Raw genomic sequence first — 17632 nt, forward strand, 5'->3', positions numbered from 1 at the left:
AGTGACACTGTGTCACTCATACCGCTCTTGGCTTGATCTTCTGATTAAAGTCCTTCGAAGATCTCGATATCTTTGCTCTCTTCTGTAAGAGCTACGATAGCTTTTTTAGTCTTAGCAGTTTTTCCAACTACCATTCCACGGCGTTTTTTCTTTCCATCACTGTTGATGGTGTTTACGCTCTTAACTTTTGTTCCCTCGAACATCTTCTCAACAGCCTCTTTGATCTGAGTCTTGTTAGCTTCCGGATGTACAAGGAATGTATATTTCTTCTCACCCATGTCTGCCATGGATTTCTCTGTGATAACCGGACGGATGATTACGTCATAGTACTGAATACTTGCCATTATGCGTATACCTCCTCGATAGATGCAACGGCATCCTTTGTAACAACTACGGTGTTGTGTTTCATAACATCGTATGTGTTGATTGTAGCCGGTGTTGCAGTTTCCACGTCAGCGATGTTTCTTGCAGAAAGAACTACGTTCTGATCGTTGTCAGCTGTGATTACAAGAGCTTTCTCTGCTTTCAGGTTTGTAAGAACCTTCTGCATCTCTTTTGTCTTAACCTCAGCAAGTGCAAGGCTGTCAACAACAACAAGTTTATTATCCTGAACCTTGGATGTCAGAGCGGATTTAAGAGCTGCTCTTCTTTCCTTTTTGTTCATTTTTACTTCATAATCTCTCGGAACCGGAGCGAATACAACACCGCCGCCTGTCCACTGTGGTGCACGGATGGAACCCTGTCTTGCATGACCTGTTCCTTTCTGTCTCCACGGTTTTCTTCCGCCGCCTCTTACCTCAGAACGAGTTTTCGCTTTCTGAGTTCCCTGACGGTTATTTGCAAGCTGACGAACAACTGCAAGATGAACGAGATGCTCGTTGATCTCAACGCCGAATACTGCGTCATTCAGCTCCATTGTGCCAACTTCATTGCCTTCCATATTATAAACAGTTACATTAGCCATTCTGATGCTCCTCCTTTCCTATTATAAGGACTTTACTGTCTCTTTGATTGTAACCAAAGATTTCTTAGGTCCTGGAACAGCACCCTTAACTAACAGTAAGTTATTTTCTGTATCTACACGTACGATCTCAAGATTCTGAACAGTTACCTGAACATGTCCCATGTGACCTGGCATATGTTTTCCTTTGAAAACCTTGCTCGGATCGGAGCAAGCGCCGTTTGAACCTGCATGACGATGATATTTAGAACCGTGAGCCATAGGTCCTCTGGACTGGCCATGTCTCTTGATAGCGCCCTGGAAGCCTTTACCTTTGGAAACTGCAGTAGCATCGATATGATCTCCTGCTGCAAAGATATCAGCCTTGATCTCCTGTCCAACCTCATACTCGCCGGCATTGTCAAATCTGAACTCTTTTACAAATCTCTTTACAGCTACACCAGCTTTGTCAAAGTGGCCTTTCTCCGGTTTGTTGACCAGTTTCTCTCTGATCTCGCCGAAACCAACCTGAACTGATGTGTATCCATCGTTCTCCTCAGTCTTAACCTGAGTTACAACGCAAGGACCTGCCTGTAAAACAGTTACCGGAATTAACATTCCATCTTCATTGAAGATCTGAGTCATTCCGACTTTAGTAGCTAAAATAGCTTTCTTCATTTCTTTCTTCCTCCTTATAGCGGATTACCATTCGGTAATCATATAGTTAATGTCAAATGACATTATTAGCGGTTTTTCATCTTGATATCGATGTGAACACCAGCCGGCATTTCTAGTCTGGAAAGTGCATCTACTGTTTTCTGAGTTGGTGTCAGGATATCGATAAGTCTCTTATGTGTTCTCTGCTCAAACTGCTCTCTGGAATCTTTGTATTTGTGAACAGCTCTTAAGATTGTAACAACCTCTTTCTTAGTAGGAAGCGGAACCGGTCCACTTACCATTGCTCCGTTCTTCTTTACTGTCTCGATGATCTTTGCTGCAGATGCATCAACGAGCTGATGATCATATGCCTTTAATGTGATTCTCATTACCTGATTTGCCATAAAAAAAGTCTCCTCCTATTCGTACTTATATAGCAGTACGACAAGCGGCGACTGTACACATCTCCGTGTGTGTCATGGTATATTTACACACACGCCCATCCCAAGATGGTTATTGAACTTTGTACAGTGACTTGTCGTCAGTTTCCTAACTTGACATTCGCTCCACGGAAAACCTGCCAGTGTGGCAGCAACCTCGCGCTTCATAGCTATCAATGTCACAGCAAGGATTAGTATATACGATGATTCTTCAGAATGCAAGCCTTTTTTTTAATTTTTTTGATTTTTTTTAAAAAAGAAGAAAATGGCTCATTTCTGAACCATTTTCTTCTTATATAATAGGTACTTATTTTATTCTTCCATATCATCCACATCGCCGCTGATGATATCCGAGTAATCAAACAATGTAACCTTCGTAATGTCATCCTTAACGATATCCGGTGCATCACCGGCCTTCTTTACGCGGCTTGCAAGCTGCGCTGCGGAATAAGACGGCATCGCAAGGCTTCCAATGGTAACCGGTTCTTCTTCCTCTTCCGGAACCTCTTCAACCTTTCCGGCCGGGTGCGGCTTTCTGTTTTCTTCAACCGTACGTTCTGCCATTTCCAGTCTGGAAAGCATATCTGCTTCTTCCGAAGTGGCTGCTGCAATCTCTTTCTTAAGTTCCGCATGAGCTTCGCTTGCGGCAGTCTGTACAGTCTGCTGTATAGCAGCCTTCTTTCCATTCTCCGAATAGTCTGTAACATCCTCTTCATCGATCTCATCTACGAAACCGCCTGTGCGAACCTTACGCTTATCTGCTTTTTTATTTTTGTGTTTTCGTGCCTTTTCTTCCTGAATGATTTCTTTTTCTTCTTCCTTCATTCTTCTGGCACGTGCTTTTTCTTCCTGCTTCAGTTCTTTCCTGGACTTCACATAACCCGGTTCCGGATCATTCACATCTTCCTCAATATCATCCGGCTCTTTCTTCCAGAGCTCTGCGATCACGTACAGGATGATCAGGAACAATACGATCAGCCCAAGAATGATCAGACCTTCAATACTTTCTGTAGCCACCATAAGATATCCCACATAGCCAATGGTAACTACAACTTTCGGAACATAATCTCCAACCTTAATGGTAAAAGTCTTTCCTCCGGAAACGGACTGATCTGTTACTGTTCCGGTTCCCTTGGAAGCATCGAGATTAGTGATCGTATATTTATATGTCTCGGAATCTTTCTGTACAAGTATCGGAGTACCTGCGCTGATCGCAGAACTCTTCTCCGGAATCGCATATGTAACAGATCCGACCGGGAGGTTCGTTGCCTTATCGGATTTATCCACGATCACTGTTCTCACCCCGAAGAACGGCGGAAGAACAAGTCCCAGTACACAGATCAGTGTGCATATCACAACAAAATGTACGATAAATTTCAATACTTTTGACATAGGTAATCTTCCTCTTTCATATTTGTAGGTGCTTTGAAGCGGAAAGGGATACAGCGGGAATCGGTCTTCCTTTCCTTCTGTATCCCTTTATATTCCACATCCGCAGAACTCTACCTTTTCTGCGGACTGCTCTGTCCCAACTGATTACTGGTTGCTTAAATACTGTTCAATGCTCTCCATCGCTGCATTCTCATCATCACCATTGGCAGACAGTGTAATCTCTTCTCCAGCGTCAAGTCCCAGGGTCATCATTCCCATAATACTCTTTGCATTGACTCTTTTTTTGCCAATCTCAACATAAATTTCACTGTTAAACTGGCTTGCCACCTGAACAAGCTGTGCTACAGGTCTTGCCTCCAGTCCAGTGGATAAGTTGATAGTGATTGGTTTTTTAATCATAATAGCTCCTCCTTGTTCTCCCGCAGCTCATCTGCGATCTCACTCAGCTTGCGAAGCCGGTGATTCACACCTGATTTGCCCACCTGCGGATTCAACATCATACCTAATTCTTTCAGTGTAGCATCCGGATACTGCAGTCTCAGCCTAGCTATCTGCGCCAGTCCATCGCTCAAGCTCTCAAAGCCAATAGTTCTGCTGATCAGCTGTATATCTTCCACCTGTCTCACTGCCGCATTTACCGTTTTATTGATATTCGCAGCCTCACAGTTCACCTTACGGTTTACCGTGTTACGCATTTCCTTAAGTATCCGGATGTTCTCCAGATCCATCAGTGCTACATTCGCCTCCATGACTGCCAGCATGTCAACGATCTGTGCGCCCTCCTTCACATAGACCACATATGATTTCTTGCGCACCACAATTTTAGCTTCTACGTGAAAGCTGCGGATAATCCCCTGTAATTGTTCTGCTTTCCTGCTGTCCGGACACACGATCTCAAAATGATATCCTTTCTCTGGATCACTGATCGAACCGGACGACAAAAAAGTGCCGCGAATAAATGCCCGCTTGCAACAGTTCATCTGAACCACAAGCGAATTATCCATTTCAAGTAAACCGGTTTCGTTATCCACAGAAAGTTTCGTCCCCTGCAGTACTTCCTCTGTTCTGACAGGATCAGCAACCTCAACAAGATATACCCTACCCCGTTTGAGATGAGACCCTTCCCGGATAACAATCGCTGTCTCTATATTAAAGGTTTTTCGCAATAATGTAAAGCTTTTTCTTGCAACTGCTTCATTTTCTGTCTGGATCCACAGTTTCCTGTTTCCATCCGACATTTTTTCCACACGGCCACAGCCACAGAGCAGTGCCGCCAGTTCTGCCACCTGACAGTGCCTGGCCAGACTAAGCTGTCCTGCAAGTTCTTCTTTGACTTTTCCCGAAAATGACATCCCGAACCCTCTTTTACTGTTTCCCCTGCCATACTTTTCATCGCGGCAGTTATTTTTTCAGAAGTCTGTCCTTCTCCGCATCCCTGTGTTCCAGGCGGATACCATATTCATCCGATTTGGCAAGCCTGGAAAAAAGTTCTCTGGCGATAGTGACGGAGCGATGTTTTCCCCCTGTACATCCGATACCGATCACAAGGCTTGTTTTCCCTTCTTTAATGTAGTTAGGGATCAGAAAGCGGATCATATCCTCCAGTTTGTCCGCGAAGGCTTTCGCCGTATCACTGGCCATCACATAATTGAACACTTCATCGTCAAGGCCTGTCAGAGGACGCAACTCATCCACATAATAGGGATTGGGAAGAAATCGGACATCAAACACAAGATCTGCATCTGCCGGGATTCCATACTTAAAGCCGAAGGAAAGCACAGAGATCATGATATTGCTGAACTCTCTGTCATCCACAAAGATCTTTTCGATTTCCTGACGAAGCTCCCTGGTAAGCAGATGGCTGGTATCAATGATATAATCCGCACGTTTCCGGAGAAATTTTGTTTTCTCACGTTCCAGGCGGATTCCCTCATCCACTCTCCCTGTTCTTGCCAGCGGGTGGCTTCTTCTGGATTCTTTATAGCGTTTTACAAGGACAGAATCCTCAGCATCCATAAACAGGATCTCGTAGTCATACCCTGTCTGCTTCATACGGTCCAGAACTACTTCCAGTTCATCAAGGGCACTTCCGCTTCTGGCATCGATCCCCAGAGCCACATTTCTGACATTTTCACTCTGCATCTCAGGAAGAAGAGAAGCAAATTTTTCCAGAAGCTGAATTGGAAGATTATCCACGCAGAAATATCCCATATCCTCCAACATTTTAAGTGCAGCTGTTTTTCCTGCTCCTGACACTCCTGTAACGATCACAAAACGCATAGTCTCTCTTCCTTTCCATTTCTTCTTCCGTTATCTGTAAAGCGTATATACGCATTCCTGTTCCCTCTGTTTCGTATCCTACAGCAATCGGATTCACAGACAAGTACGTGGTATAATTATTTTGAAAACGATGTACCAGAAATGGTAATCAGGCTTCAAAATCACCCAGGAACTTCACCTCCGGTTCCAGCGTAACTCCATATTTCTTATAAACGATATCCCTGACATTATCCATCAGCGTGCGGACATCCCTCGCAGTTGCACCGCCTGCATTGATCACAAAGCCACAGTGTTTCTCAGAAACCTGTGCACCGCCTACCTGATATCCAGCAAGACCGCTGTCCATGATCAGCTTACCTGCAAAATATCCTTCCGGTCTCTTAAAGGTACTTCCAGCACTGGGATACTCCAACGGCTGTTTGGTGGTACGACGGATCGTCAGATCTTTCATGGTCTCACGGATCACTTCCGGATTTCCCTTCTTCAGCTGCAGCTTTGCTTCCAGCACGATATAACCTGCGGTTTTGATGATGCTGGTACGATATCCCAGTTCCAGTTTATCTGCCGGAAGGGTAATGATCTCTCCCTCCTCATCCATCACAGTTACCTCTGTGAGAACATCCTTCATCTCGCCGCCATAGGCACCTGCATTCATCACAACCGCACCGCCCATAGTTCCCGGGATCCCGCCGGCAAACTCAAAGCCTGTAAGAGCTGCATTTTTTGCTGCTGCTGCCACCGATGAAAGCAGCGCACCTGCCTGTACGGTGATCTCTGTTCCTTCTACGGTAACGGCAGACATATTTTTGTAGATCTGGATAACCGCGCCACGGTAACCGCCGTCTCCTACCAGAAGATTACTTCCGTTTCCGAGGATAAAATAAGGGATCGCACTTTCTTTACAGATTTTTACGATACGCCCCACATCTGTGCCTTTATCCGGCATCAGAAAATAATCCGCCGGACCTCCGATCTTAAAAGTTGTATGACGGCTCATTGCTTCGCCTGTAAAAACGCGTTCTTCTCCAAGAAGATCGCAGAACTTTTTTATGATTTCTGAATTCACTTTTTGTTTCCTCAGTCTTTCTGTTTTATTTCTGTAAAGCAGACATTACTGTTCCGCCTTGACTCATGCTCATGAACTGGATCTGTCCGTGATCTGCGCTCAATTTCTCATTTGCTGTCAGCTGTGTGAAACGTTTCCGGCTGACAGTATATCCCGCACAACTTCTCCCGCCAGCAGATATCCCGCAGTCCCTGTCACAAAGGAAATATTTCCTTTGGCAGGCTTCTTCACCATAGTTCTGCTCCGTCTGAAAAGCTTTTCTTTTACCGGTTGTTCTCTGGAATACAGTACTTTGAGTTTACGTATTCCCTGTTTACGCAGTTCTTTTTTTATGATCCTGGCTGCCGGACATGCTGTGGTCCTGCTGATATCCGCAACCTCAAGTCTGGACGGATCTATCTTGTCCCCGATGTCCAGGCAGGAGATCACAGGCACACGTCCTTCCCTTGCTCTGCTGATCAGAAGCAGTTTTGACGACAGTGTTCCCATTGTATCCACAATATAATCAAAGGAACGCAGCTCAAACATTCCCGCAGTCTCCTCATTATAAAAGGTTTCGTAGGTATGCACCAAAATATTCTCATCAATATCCCGGATTCTCTTCTTGGCCGCCTCTACCTTGCTCATTCCCAGAGTAGAATGAAGTGCCAGCACCTGGCTTCCGATATTCGTCAATGTGATCTTTTCATGATCGATCAGTGTCAGACTCCCCACACCACAGCGCGCAAGTGACTCTGCCACCTGTGATCCGGCTCCGCCAAGACCGAATACTGCAATTTTCGCCCTGCTGAGTTTTTTTACACCTGTATTTCCAACGAGCAATTCCATACGTGAAAAAGCATCCTGCATATCCGTCCTCCTGACACTGTTTTTTCTTTTGATTGAGAAAGACAGCGCCTGTCCGCCGCTGTCCATATTCCTTTTTATTATACTATCTCTGTCCGTAAATGTACAGATATTCTTGTTTTTTAAGATTTTCGCATAAAAAATTTATATTTTCTCATACTATTCCCATACAATCCTACAAGGAGGTTCTGTCCATGCTTCAACAGCTGATTCTGTGCTTTATCGGTTTCTGTGCCGGGATCATCGTCGCAGGAGGTGTCTCCGGACTGCTGATCGGCCTTTCCATTGTTCCCCGCTATGCAGGTATCACGCATACAGCTGACCAGATTTTTCTTTATGAAGATCTGACACTTCTGGGAACAGTTGCCGGAACCGTCGTCACCCTGTTTCCGATCAGAATTCCGCTGGGACCTTTTTTCCTGGCTGTCTGCGGAGTATTTTTCGGAATTTTCCTGGGCGGCTGGATCCTTGCACTGGCAGAGATTGCAAAAGTCTTTCCCGTCTTTGCCAGACGGCTGAAGCTCTCTCAGGGGCTTTCTCCGGTAATAATTTCCATTGCTGCCGGAAAAATCCTGGGTTCCCTGTTTTATTATGCCATGGGTTGGATGTAATTCTTACTGTCACTCTACCATCTCACGAAAGGATTTTCCATATGCAAAATATCAACGAAAAAAAATATGAACAATATGTCAAGCAGCTTACTCCCACCCACAGTCTGCCGCTGAATATGGCAAAAGCTTTTCTCACAGGCGGACTGATCTGTCTTCTCGGACAGGTTATCGTCAACACAGCGCAGGCTCTCGGTGCAGATGCTTCTGATTCCAGAACCTGGTGTTCTGTCCTTCTCATTCTCTTAAGCGTCATTCTCACAGGCTTTGGTATTTATCCCAAAATCGGCAAATTCGGCGGTGCTGGAAGTCTTGTTCCCATTACCGGGTTTGCCAACTCAGTGGCCGCATCCGCCATTGAGTTCCGGGCAGAAGGACAGGTTTTCGGCATAGGGTGCAAGATTTTTACTATTGCAGGTCCTGTGATTCTCTACGGCATCTTAAGCGCCTGGGGACTGGGTGTGATCTATTATATCCTGAAGATCCTGGAGGTGATATCATGAGCAAAAATCTCAGACTTGGCGCAGCCAGCATTGCCTTTTCACAGCCCCTGTATATCGAAAGTGCCGCATCCATCGTCAGTCAGAAAGAGGCGGACGGTCCTCTTGGAGATCTTTTTGACCTGGTCTGTGAAGATCCCATGTTTGGCTGTGACACCTGGGAATCTGCGGAAAGCACGCTGCAGAAAGAAACTGCCACTCATGCCATAAGCAAAGCCAAACTGAGTTCCGAAGATATCCATCTGATGTTCGCCGGAGATCTTCTCGCTCAGACAGCAGCCACCTGTTTCGGCTCCGCCGGACTTGGAATTCCCTTTTACGGACTTTACGGCGCCTGCTCTACCATAGGAGAAGCGCTGTCTCTCGGTTCCCTTGCTCTGACCGCCGGATTCGGCACACGGGTCTTATGTGCCACCTCCAGCCATTTCGCAAGTGCGGAAAAAGAATTTCGTTTTCCTCTGGGATACGGGAACCAGCGGCCGTTTTCTGCCACCTGGACAGTAACCGGAAGCGGAGCCTGTATCCTAAGTACATCTCCTCCCGGAGAAAAAGCTCCTCTGCGCTCCGGCAAAGGCTGTGCTGCTATCACCGGCCTTACTGCCGGCCGTGTGATGGATTACGGTCTCAGGGATCCCATGAACATGGGAGGCTGTATGGCTCCTGCAGCCTGTGACACCATTGCACGGAGCTTTTCAGATTTCGGGCGGACGCCTTCGGATTATGATGCCGTCTTTACTGGTGATCTGGGGATCATCGGACAGAAAATTCTCCTGGATCTTCTGGAGGAACAAAATATCCGGCTTTCTCCCATTCATAAAGACTGCGGTATCCTGATCTATGATGATCCTTCTCAGGACACTCACGCAGGAGGAAGCGGCTGCGGCTGTTCTGCTGTAGTCCTTGCCTCCTATATCCTTCCGAAGATCGTATCCGGAGAATGGAAGCGGATCCTTTTTGTACCAACAGGAGCGCTTCTTTCCAAAGTAAGCTTTAACGAAGGTGACAGTATTCCGGGTATTGCCCACGGAGTTGTCATCGAGCATATGGAGGTATGAGCATGGACTACTTTAACGCATTCTGGTTCGGCGGCCTTATCTGTGCCTTGATCCAGATCCTTCTGGACAAGACAAAGCTGATGCCTGGCCGTGTGATGGTACTTCTGGTATGCAGCGGCGCCCTGTTAAGTGCCGTTGGCATCTACCGGCCGCTGGTGGATTTTGCAGGTGCCGGGGCCTCCGTCCCGCTGATCGGTTTCGGCCATGTATTATGGGAGGGTATGAAAAAAGCCATTGAAGAATACGGCATTCTTGGGCTTTTTACAGGAGGCTTCACTGCCTGTGCTGCCGGAGTTTCCTCCGCCCTGATCTTCTCTTATCTGGCCAGTCTCTTCTTCCGTCCAAAAATGAAGAAATAATATTCCGGGAAAGGAGTTTTTTCTCATGAGTGATACTCTTTATCTGCAGCTGGATCAGAACATTGAAGTCACCAACCCACATGTATATCTTCAGGATATCGCTGCACTTTCCATGAGTGACCCCAAAATCCTCAATCGTCTGCGGGTCATGCCTGTGATCGTTCTGGATGCGAAAAAGCCCGGACGCTATGTGATGTCTGTCTCGGATCTTCTGAAAAAGATCCAGAAGCTGGAACCCTCCATTGATATTTCTCCCATCGGGGAAACGGATTTTATCATCACCTACCGCATCAGCTCTGCCACAGGGAAAATTTTCCGGTATGTGAAAATCCTTTTTGTATGCCTGGTTTCCTTTTTCGGCGCCGCTTTTTCCATTATGACCTTTAATAATGACGTAGATATGGGCAGCCTTTTTAGCCAGTTTTACACTCTTGTTACGGGAAAAAGTTCCTCCGGCTTTACCATCCTGGAGATTTCCTACTCCATCGGGATCGGCCTCGGCGTACTGATCTTCTTTAATCATTTCGGGCATCTGAAGCTAAGCGATGATCCCACACCTATGCAGGTGCAGATGCGGACCTATGAGGATGATGTAAACCGGACACTGATCGAACAGGCTGCACGAACAGAAAATCCAGAAACTGAATCATAACCAGAGCCCACTCTCATATCCGTACAGATCCGCCGTCTGTCGCATCCAAAAAAGCTCCCTGCAGATTTCTGCAAAGAGCTTTTTTATATAATATGGGTTTACTGTTTTTCTGAAATGATGTTTACAGAAGTCCTCCGATGGATAAGAACAGAGGAGCAAATACCAGTGATACAATAGTCATAAGCTTGATCAGGATGTTAATGGAAGGTCCTGATGTATCTTTGAACGGATCGCCGACTGTATCGCCGACAACGGCTGCTTTGTGCGCCTCGCTGCCTTTTCCGCCGTGATGACCTGTCTCAATATATTTTTTTGCATTATCCCATGCACCACCTGCGTTGGACATGAAGATTGCCATCAGTACACCTGTTACAAGAGCACCGGAAAGAAGTCCGCCAAGAGCCTCAACGCCAAGAACAACACCTACGATAACCGGAACAACGACCGCCATGATTCCAGGAAGCATCATCTCGTGAAGAGCTGCTGTTGTGGAGATCGCAACGCATGATTTGTAATCCGGTTTCTCAGTACCCTTCATGATACCCGGTTTCTCACGGAACTGGCGTCTTACTTCCTCGATCATCTTATAAGCAGCCTTGGAAACGGATTCCATTGTGAATGCTGAGAAGAGGAATGTAAGCATACCACCGATAAAGATACCGATCGTAACACGAGGAGCAAGGATATTGATCGCATCCAGATTTACTGCATTCGCATAAGATACAAACAATGCAAGTGCTGTAAGAGCTGCGGAACCGATCGCGAAGCCTTTACCCATAGCTGCTGTTGTGTTACCTACAGAGTCAAGCTTATCTGTGATCTCACGAACTGACTCATCCAGACCTGACATCTCTGCAATACCACCGGCATTGTCAGCGATAGGTCCATATGCGTCAACGGCAACTGTGATTCCTGTTGTGGAAAGCATACCAACTGCTGCAAGAGCGATTCCGTATAATCCATCCACACCATATGCTACAAAAATTCCAACACAGATCAGCAGGATCGGGAATGCTGTAGATTTCATACCTACTGCGATACCACTGATGATAGTTGTAGCTGCACCTGTCTCAGACTGCTCGCCGATTCCCTGAACCGGTTTGTAATCTGCAGATGTGTAATACTCCGTAATGTTTCCGATGATGACACCGACAACAAGACCTGCGATCACAGCAATGGCTGCTTTCATGTCTCCGAAGAGAGTCTTGCTGAGGATCAGGGACACGATGATAACAAGTGCTGCAGATACATAGCTTCCTCTTGTGAGGGCTTTCTGCGGATTGGAATTATCATCACCTTTTACAAAGAATGTTGCAATGATGGATGCGATCAGTCCACAGCCTGCAATAGCCAGCGGATAGAGAACACCGGAAACTGCTCCGGCTACCGCACCAAGTGTAAGGGCAGATACCAGAGATCCTACATAGGACTCAAAAAGGTCTGCACCCATACCGGCAACATCACCTACGTTATCACCTACGTTATCCGCGATAACAGCCGGGTTACGAGGGTCATCCTCCGGGATTCCTGCCTCAACCTTACCTACAAGGTCAGCTCCTACGTCAGCTGCCTTTGTATAGATTCCACCACCAACACGTGCAAACAGTGCGATGGAAGAAGCACCAAGGCTGAATCCTGAAAGTACGTCAACGTTCTTTGTGATGATATACACAACGCTGACACCCAGTGCGCCAAGACCTGCAACACACATACCCATAACAGCACCGCCGGAGAATGCAATGGAAAGAGCCTTGTTCATTCCTCCCTCTTTTGCTGCATTTGCTGTTCTTACATTAGCCTTTGTTGCAACAGTCATACCGCAGTATCCTGCGATTGTTGAAAACAGAGCACCTACTACGAAGCAGATTGCTGTTACCCAGCTTCCAACTCCGATTCCGATCAGTACAAAAAGTACGGCTACAAAAATAACCAGGATCTTGTACTCTGCTGTTAAGAAGGCGCGGGCACCTTCTGCGATCGCACCTGCGATCTCCTTCATTCTGTCTGTTCCTGCATCCTGTTTGCTGACCTTTGCTGCAAGGTATGCTGCGAACAGAAGTGCCAGTACTGCTGCCACCGGCACCAAATACATGTAGTTTTCCACTCTTTTTACCTCCGTTCATGTATTGTTAATACTTTATCACATTATTTTGCATATTTCAAATAGAATTTTCACTTAGTTTTTTGTAAGTATTATGATATAATAAAAATTTATATAAATGAGATAAAAAAATTTTATATTATTACTTGTATTTTTTCAGTTTCAGACAGCTTATATAATAGGTAGTTTTTTTATATCTCTATTTGGACAAAATTTCCATTTTTCTTTCCAGAAGATTTTTTTCCAATAATTGTTTTTCTGCATTTTCAAACCCAATTCGTTCTATAGTCTCAGCAAAACGTTCTCCCTTTAATCCCTGGTCCTTAAAAAGCAGGATTGCCTTCTCAATAACATCCAGTGCCTCTTCCTCTGACGTAAAGATCCGATTCAGGGCCTTTCCATGAGAAATTTTCTTTCCCCAGCGTCCGCCGATATAGATCTTGAATCCGTAGGTACCATCCGGGATGGAATGGAACGGACATTTTCCCACACACCTTCCGCAGTGTCTGCAAAGCTCCTCATCAATGTGCAGTTTCCCGTCAACGACCTTTGCAACTTTATTCGGACATGCTGCTTCAATAGCACATTTCTTACAGCCTTTGCAGGCTTCAATATCAAAATGTGGGATCCTCTGTCCGATGATTCCCACATCATTCAGATTTGGTTTCACACAGTTATTCGGGCATCCGCCTACTGCGATCTTAAATTTATGCGGCAGCGCAACCTGACGGTAGCCTTTATAGAATCTTCGGAAAATTTCTTCTGAAATTGCATAGGAATCCAGAAGTCCATACTGGCAGGTGGTTCCCTTGCAGGATACTACAGGCCGGACCTTTGCTCCTGTTCCTCCTGTCTCCAGATCTTCCTTCGCAATAAATTCCTGAAACTCTTCGATCTTTTCATATGGGATTCCCTGGATCTCCACGGAGAGTCTGGTCGTGTAGGTAAGATTTCCGTTGCCGAATTTCTCCGCTGCTTCCGCCATACATCTGTGCTGTGCCGCTGTCACCTTTCCGTTTACGGTGATCACCCGTGCGGAAAATTCATCGGTTCCCCGGTTATTTAAAAATCCCTGACCCTTCAGTCTTTTTTCTTCCTCTTTGCTTACAGTTAATGCTGACATATTTCCTCCTCCTGGTCTCACTGGCATTCCGATACTTTCCCACGGTATCTTTGCCCTGTATTTTGCAATGTTGAAGTTACTGTTTACTCCTGAACAGTAACACCTGTTGAAATCGTTTTCACGTACCTCCTACTATACCACTTGAAGATGTATTTGAAAAATGATATTATTTTATAAAAATGATAGTTTTTACCTATATATCAATTTATAATAAAAGGAGATTCCACATGACCATCCGCCATCTCACTGTTTTTGTTGCCGTTGCGGAACAGGGCTCCATGAGTGCTGCTGCCAAACATCTTTATCTTTCCCAGCCAACAGTCAGTCAGGCCATCCGGGAGCTGGAAGCTCATTATAACGGCCTTCTCTTTGAACGTCTTGGAAAAAAGCTTTATCTCACAGAACGGGGAAAGCTTCTTCTTCCCCATGCCCGTGAAATGATCCGCCAGTTTCAGCAGCTGGAAGAGCTGATGCAGAACCAGGGACAGTCTTCCACTCTGAAGCTGGGCTCCACCCTCACTGTGGGAACGTGCCTGACCCCATCCATTATCCTGGATCTGCAGAAAAAAATACCGGACCTTGACGTTTACTCCTTTGTCACCAACACGCAAAATATCGAGCAGAAGCTTCTGCGTTCTGAGCTGGACGCTGCCGTGGTAGAAGGTGAGATCCATTCTCCGGATCTTGTCGTTCTTCCCATCATCGACGACTGTCTGGTTCTTGCCGCCGGAAAAAAGCACCCGTTTTACCGCAGAGGACGCATCCATGTCCAGGAGCTGAACAACCAGAAATTTGCAGTCCGGGAATATGGAAGCGGTACCAGACAGCTTTTTGAGGATTACACCCTTCGCCATGACCTGAAGATCCGAACTGCCTGGGAAGCCAACAGTCCGCAGGCACTGCTGAACGCAGTGCTGTATAACCAGATGCTATCTGTTATGTCCATCCGTCTTATGCCTCATGAGATCCGTCACCGTTCAGTCCGGGTCTTCTGCAACGAAGCAGGGGAATGGAACCGGAAATTCAAGCTGGTCTATCACAAGAATAAGTTTCTTACCCCTGCCATCTTTGAGCTGGAAAAGATCCTTCACACCTATCAGCAGCTGGAACTGCCCTCTGTCATGGGGGTTCTGGAACAGGAATAGGCAGGGGACTTACCTGATTCAGTTAAAAAACGGCCGTACATATCGTTCTTACGATATGTACGGCCGTTTTTCGTTTTTTTTCTCACCCGACAGGGTCGGATCTTTTTCTGAACCGGATATTTAGTTTGATTCGTTGAACACTTTTTTATCCAGCGCACCGTTCTGGTGTGCAACGATGGTTGTGCAGACTGCATCACCGGTAATGTTAACCGCTGTTCTGGTCATATCCAGGATACGGTCAATACCCATGATCAGACCAATTGCCTCAACCGGAAGTCCTACAGAGTTAAATACCATGGTCAGGGTAACAAGACCAACACTTGGTACACCGGCAGTTCCTACGGAAGCAAGGGTTGCAGTTCCGATAACTGTCACATAATCCATCGGACTTAAGTGGATACCGAAGGCCTGTGCCGCAAATACTACGGCAACACCCTGCATGATAGAGGTACCGTCCATATTGATGGTAGCTCCAAGAGGAATGGTAAATGAAGAAATCTTCTTGGAAACACCCACTTTCTTGGACAGAGTATCAATGGACATCGGGATTGTGGCATTGGATGTAGCTGTTGAGAATGCAAATGCCATAACCGGGAAAAATTTCTTGATGAATTTTATTGGATTCAGTCCTGTGAATATCTTCAGCAGAATCTGGTATACGCCGAAGCACTGGATCGCCAGTGCAAGGAGAACACCGATCATATATTTTGCCAGCGGGATAAACGCGCTGAAACCGATGTTTGCAAAGGTTCTGCTGATGAGACAGAATACACCGATCGGTGCAAGTGCCATGATCATCATGGTCATCTCCATCATGATGTCATTGAACTGGCTGAAAAAGTTTGCCACTGTCTCTGCACGCTCTCCCATTTTCGCAAGGATCACACCCACGATCAGGGCAAATACGATAACCTGAAGCATGGTTCCGCTTGCCAGGGAATTGATCGGATTGTCCGGGATGATATTCAGGATAGTATCTGTAAGAGAGGTAGCCTCCATAGTCTCCACCGAGGAAGCGGAGGACTGAATAGAGCTCATATCGAGTCCCACACCCGGATTGATCAGATTACCCACAGTCAGAGCAACAGAAACAGCCAGAGCTGTAGTCGCCAGATAAAATACCAGTGTTCTCACACCTACGGTTCCAAGCTTCTTGGTATCACCGATGGACATACTTCCGCAGACAAGGGAACAGAATACCAGCGGTACAACCAGCATTTTCATCAGACGGATAAATCCCTGTCCGATCACATAAAGGATTCCCTCCACGATCACATCTTTCTTGAAGCTGCTGTCAGGAACCAGGTAACAGAGAATGATTCCCAGTATCGCACCTGCGATCAGCGCCACAAAGATCTTCGTGGTAAGACCCATTTTCTTTTTCTGCTGTGTTTTCTCTTTTATATTTTTTTCTTTCATCCTAGTCCTCCGTTCTTTCATCCATATATTCTTTCAATGATGCTTTCCAGTCCGGCATGTCGTACACTTCAATAATACGGAGGATAAAATTATCAAGGACGGCATAAGGCGGTCTGACAGAAGAAAGATCTGACTGCTCTGTCGGCACGGATCTCAGTTCGATCTCCTTTCCTGCAAGGCGAAGGATCTCTGTTGCAAACTCATAGCGGTTGCATACACCGCTGCAGGTTACGTGATAAGTTCCATATTCGTTGGTATCGATAAGATACAGGATCATTCTTGCCAGATCCTTGGCACTGGTCGGTGATCCGAACTGATCAGAAGCAACGGAAAGTGCCTGGCCTTTTTCTGCTGTCTCCAGCACACGGTTTACAAAATTGTTTCCGCCTTTTCCGTATACCCAGTTGCTTCGGATAATGAAATGTTTGTGTGTAAACTCTTTTACATAGTTCTCTCCGGCTCTCTTGGAACGGCCGTAAACAGTCAGCGGATTGGTATCGTCAAACTCTGTATACGGTTTTTTGCTCTTTCCGTCGAAAACATCATCTGTGGAAAGCTGGACGATCTTTGCCCCGCATTTTCTTGCCACGATGCTTAAGTTTCTTGCTCCCAGTGCGTTGACACGGTATGCATGTTCCGGATTCTTCTCACACTCATCGGTATCTGTGATACCGGTGCAGTTGATGATCACATCCGGACGGTTAATGGAACCGAAGTTGATCACTTCATCTGTGTCTGTGATATCCAGCTCATCAAGATCTGTGTTCAGAGTCTCGATCTGCATTGGATCCAGAACATCATTCAGTGCCCGTCCGATCTGTCCGTTGGCACCTGCGATCCATACTTTTAACATCTTTCTACCTCCCTGGTGTAATATGTGTGATACATAAAATAAAGAGACATCGATTTAGATCAAAACCAATGCCCCTTTAACCTATATACTGTAATATATTTTATCAATATCACAAAAAACTGTCAAGAAAAAAGCCCCTGTTTCCATAAGGTTCCTGCTGCTGATGTTACTGCCCACCGGCAGTATTTCCTCAAGA

20 protein-coding genes are annotated in these 17632 nt (G+C 46.0%); 6 read left to right on the forward strand and 14 right to left on the reverse strand.

Translation table 11 applies throughout. The features are described from left to right. Nucleotides 1–44: 44 nt before the first annotated feature. The 10 genes from rplW to DWX61_RS05555 all read right to left on the reverse strand — a co-directional run bounded on the left by rplW (nt 45) and on the right by DWX61_RS05555 (nt 7624). Entirely contained in the window at nt 45–344 is a 300-nt protein-coding gene (rplW, locus tag DWX61_RS05510) for a 50S ribosomal protein L23 (RefSeq protein WP_015526919.1), read from the reverse strand. Next, nucleotides 344–964, reverse strand: coding sequence for a 50S ribosomal protein L4 (gene rplD, locus DWX61_RS05515; RefSeq protein ID WP_015526918.1), 621 nt, complete (start codon nt 962–964; stop codon nt 344–346). Before rplD ends, rplW begins: the two co-directional genes overlap by 1 nt. 21 nt (nt 965–985) lie before the next feature. Beyond that, a complete protein-coding gene (rplC, locus tag DWX61_RS05520) occupies nt 986–1618 on the reverse strand; it encodes a 50S ribosomal protein L3 (RefSeq protein WP_015526917.1) in 633 nt (210 codons plus the stop codon). Nucleotides 1619–1683: 65 nt separating this feature from the next. Further along, nucleotides 1684–2001 carry a 30S ribosomal protein S10 gene (rpsJ, locus tag DWX61_RS05525; protein WP_015526916.1) on the reverse strand — a complete coding sequence of 106 codons (318 nt, stop codon included), beginning with the start codon at nt 1999–2001 and terminating at the stop codon, nt 1684–1686. A 348-nt stretch (nt 2002–2349) separates the two neighbouring features. After that, nucleotides 2350–3429 (reverse strand): hypothetical protein, encoded by a 1080-nt coding sequence (locus DWX61_RS05530; RefSeq protein ID WP_118624189.1) that lies wholly within the window; start codon nt 3427–3429, stop codon nt 2350–2352. 144 nt (nt 3430–3573) lie between these two features. Next, entirely contained in the window at nt 3574–3828 is a 255-nt protein-coding gene (locus tag DWX61_RS05535; RefSeq protein WP_015526913.1) for an HPr family phosphocarrier protein, read from the reverse strand. Continuing rightward, nucleotides 3825–4781, reverse strand: coding sequence for a DNA-binding protein WhiA (gene whiA, locus DWX61_RS05540; RefSeq protein WP_118624191.1), 957 nt, complete (start codon nt 4779–4781; stop codon nt 3825–3827). Before whiA ends, DWX61_RS05535 begins: the two co-directional genes overlap by 4 nt. Nucleotides 4782–4830: 49 nt before the next feature. Beyond that, nucleotides 4831–5709, reverse strand: coding sequence for an RNase adapter RapZ (gene rapZ, locus DWX61_RS05545; RefSeq protein ID WP_118513004.1), 879 nt, complete (start codon nt 5707–5709; stop codon nt 4831–4833). Nucleotides 5710–5857: 148 nt separating this feature from the next. Then, nucleotides 5858–6775: a UDP-N-acetylmuramate dehydrogenase gene (gene murB, locus DWX61_RS05550; RefSeq protein WP_118624193.1), complete on the reverse strand. Its 918-nt coding sequence runs from the start codon at nt 6773–6775 to the stop codon at nt 5858–5860. Between the two features lie 117 nt (nt 6776–6892). Then, complete coding sequence (locus DWX61_RS05555) at nt 6893–7624, reverse strand: tRNA threonylcarbamoyladenosine dehydratase (protein ID WP_118624195.1); 732 nt, start codon at nt 7622–7624, stop codon at nt 6893–6895. Nucleotides 7625–7815: 191 nt separating this feature from the next. On the opposite strand from DWX61_RS05555, the gene DWX61_RS05560 reads away from it, so the two are divergent. The 5 genes from DWX61_RS05560 to DWX61_RS05580 are packed head-to-tail and all read left to right on the forward strand — an operon-like array spanning nt 7816 to nt 10795. After that, nucleotides 7816–8232: a stage V sporulation protein AB gene (locus tag DWX61_RS05560; protein WP_118513001.1), complete on the forward strand. Its 417-nt coding sequence runs from the start codon at nt 7816–7818 to the stop codon at nt 8230–8232. 41 nt (nt 8233–8273) lie between these two features. Beyond that, nucleotides 8274–8732 (forward strand): SpoVA/SpoVAEb family sporulation membrane protein, encoded by a 459-nt coding sequence (locus DWX61_RS05565; protein WP_182433951.1) that lies wholly within the window; start codon nt 8274–8276, stop codon nt 8730–8732. Next, on the forward strand, nt 8729–9784 hold the full coding sequence (locus DWX61_RS05570; protein ID WP_118624197.1) for a stage V sporulation protein AD: 1056 nt from the start codon (nt 8729–8731) through the stop codon (nt 9782–9784). Before DWX61_RS05565 ends, DWX61_RS05570 begins: the two co-directional genes overlap by 4 nt. A 2-nt stretch (nt 9785–9786) precedes the next feature. Beyond that, on the forward strand, nt 9787–10143 hold the full coding sequence (locus DWX61_RS05575; protein WP_118624199.1) for a SpoVA/SpoVAEb family sporulation membrane protein: 357 nt from the start codon (nt 9787–9789) through the stop codon (nt 10141–10143). A 25-nt stretch (nt 10144–10168) separates the two neighbouring features. Further along, a complete protein-coding gene (locus tag DWX61_RS05580; RefSeq protein WP_118512999.1) occupies nt 10169–10795 on the forward strand; it encodes a stage V sporulation protein AA in 627 nt (208 codons plus the stop codon). Between the two features lie 121 nt (nt 10796–10916). Here the strand turns inward: DWX61_RS05580 and DWX61_RS05585 are convergent, their stop codons facing one another. Both DWX61_RS05585 and DWX61_RS05590 read right to left on the reverse strand, forming a co-directional pair. Further along, the gene (locus DWX61_RS05585) at nt 10917–12887 is read right to left on the reverse strand and encodes a sodium-translocating pyrophosphatase (protein WP_021650753.1); all 1971 of its coding nucleotides are present in this window, start codon (nt 12885–12887) and stop codon (nt 10917–10919) included. 208 nt (nt 12888–13095) lie between these two features. Further along, nucleotides 13096–14019, reverse strand: a complete 924-nt coding sequence (locus DWX61_RS05590) for a ferredoxin-like domain-containing protein (protein ID WP_118512998.1) — start codon at nt 14017–14019, stop codon at nt 13096–13098. 227 nt (nt 14020–14246) lie between these two features. On the opposite strand from DWX61_RS05590, the gene DWX61_RS05595 reads away from it, so the two are divergent. Next, complete coding sequence (locus tag DWX61_RS05595) at nt 14247–15164, forward strand: LysR family transcriptional regulator (RefSeq protein WP_118512997.1); 918 nt, start codon at nt 14247–14249, stop codon at nt 15162–15164. A gap of 120 nt (nt 15165–15284) precedes the next feature. Here DWX61_RS05595 and DWX61_RS05600 read toward each other — a convergent pair whose 3' ends face one another. Together DWX61_RS05600 and rfbD are read right to left on the reverse strand one after the other, a co-directional pair. Continuing rightward, nucleotides 15285–16583 carry a dicarboxylate/amino acid:cation symporter gene (locus DWX61_RS05600; RefSeq protein WP_118512996.1) on the reverse strand — a complete coding sequence of 433 codons (1299 nt, stop codon included), beginning with the start codon at nt 16581–16583 and terminating at the stop codon, nt 15285–15287. 1 nt (nt 16584) lies between these two features. Next, the gene (gene rfbD / locus DWX61_RS05605; RefSeq protein WP_118071093.1) at nt 16585–17436 is read right to left on the reverse strand and encodes a dTDP-4-dehydrorhamnose reductase; all 852 of its coding nucleotides are present in this window, start codon (nt 17434–17436) and stop codon (nt 16585–16587) included. Between the last annotated feature and the right edge of the window lie 196 nt (nt 17437–17632).

It is taken from the genome of Ruminococcus sp. AF20-12LB (genome assembly GCF_003478985.1).
Taxonomy (GTDB): domain Bacteria; phylum Bacillota; class Clostridia; order Lachnospirales; family Lachnospiraceae; genus Blautia_A.

Excerpts from the sequence above, each read along its gene's own strand:
- rplW (WP_015526919.1), bottom strand. The coding sequence starts at position 344 with ATGGCAAGTATTCAGTACTATGACGTAATCATCCGTCCGGTTATCACA.
- rplD (WP_015526918.1), bottom strand. The coding sequence starts at position 964 with ATGGCTAATGTAACTGTTTATAATATGGAAGGCAATGAAGTTGGCACA.
- rplC (WP_015526917.1), bottom strand. The coding sequence starts at position 1,618 with ATGAAGAAAGCTATTTTAGCTACTAAAGTCGGAATGACTCAGATCTTC.
- rpsJ (WP_015526916.1), bottom strand. The coding sequence starts at position 2,001 with ATGGCAAATCAGGTAATGAGAATCACATTAAAGGCATATGATCATCAG.
- DWX61_RS05530 (WP_118624189.1), bottom strand. The coding sequence starts at position 3,429 with ATGTCAAAAGTATTGAAATTTATCGTACATTTTGTTGTGATATGCACA.
- DWX61_RS05535 (WP_015526913.1), bottom strand. The coding sequence starts at position 3,828 with ATGATTAAAAAACCAATCACTATCAACTTATCCACTGGACTGGAGGCA.
- whiA (WP_118624191.1), bottom strand. The coding sequence starts at position 4,781 with ATGTCATTTTCGGGAAAAGTCAAAGAAGAACTTGCAGGACAGCTTAGT.
- rapZ (WP_118513004.1), bottom strand. The coding sequence starts at position 5,709 with ATGCGTTTTGTGATCGTTACAGGAGTGTCAGGAGCAGGAAAAACAGCT.
- DWX61_RS05555 (WP_118624195.1), bottom strand. The coding sequence starts at position 7,624 with ATGCAGGATGCTTTTTCACGTATGGAATTGCTCGTTGGAAATACAGGT.
- DWX61_RS05560 (WP_118513001.1), top strand. The coding sequence starts at position 7,816 with ATGCTTCAACAGCTGATTCTGTGCTTTATCGGTTTCTGTGCCGGGATC.
- DWX61_RS05565 (WP_182433951.1), top strand. The coding sequence starts at position 8,274 with ATGCAAAATATCAACGAAAAAAAATATGAACAATATGTCAAGCAGCTT.
- DWX61_RS05570 (WP_118624197.1), top strand. The coding sequence starts at position 8,729 with ATGAGCAAAAATCTCAGACTTGGCGCAGCCAGCATTGCCTTTTCACAG.
- DWX61_RS05575 (WP_118624199.1), top strand. The coding sequence starts at position 9,787 with ATGGACTACTTTAACGCATTCTGGTTCGGCGGCCTTATCTGTGCCTTG.
- DWX61_RS05580 (WP_118512999.1), top strand. The coding sequence starts at position 10,169 with ATGAGTGATACTCTTTATCTGCAGCTGGATCAGAACATTGAAGTCACC.
- DWX61_RS05585 (WP_021650753.1), bottom strand. The coding sequence starts at position 12,887 with ATGTATTTGGTGCCGGTGGCAGCAGTACTGGCACTTCTGTTCGCAGCA.
- DWX61_RS05590 (WP_118512998.1), bottom strand. The coding sequence starts at position 14,019 with ATGTCAGCATTAACTGTAAGCAAAGAGGAAGAAAAAAGACTGAAGGGT.
- DWX61_RS05595 (WP_118512997.1), top strand. The coding sequence starts at position 14,247 with ATGACCATCCGCCATCTCACTGTTTTTGTTGCCGTTGCGGAACAGGGC.
- DWX61_RS05600 (WP_118512996.1), bottom strand. The coding sequence starts at position 16,583 with ATGAAAGAAAAAAATATAAAAGAGAAAACACAGCAGAAAAAGAAAATG.
- rfbD (WP_118071093.1), bottom strand. The coding sequence starts at position 17,436 with ATGTTAAAAGTATGGATCGCAGGTGCCAACGGACAGATCGGACGGGCA.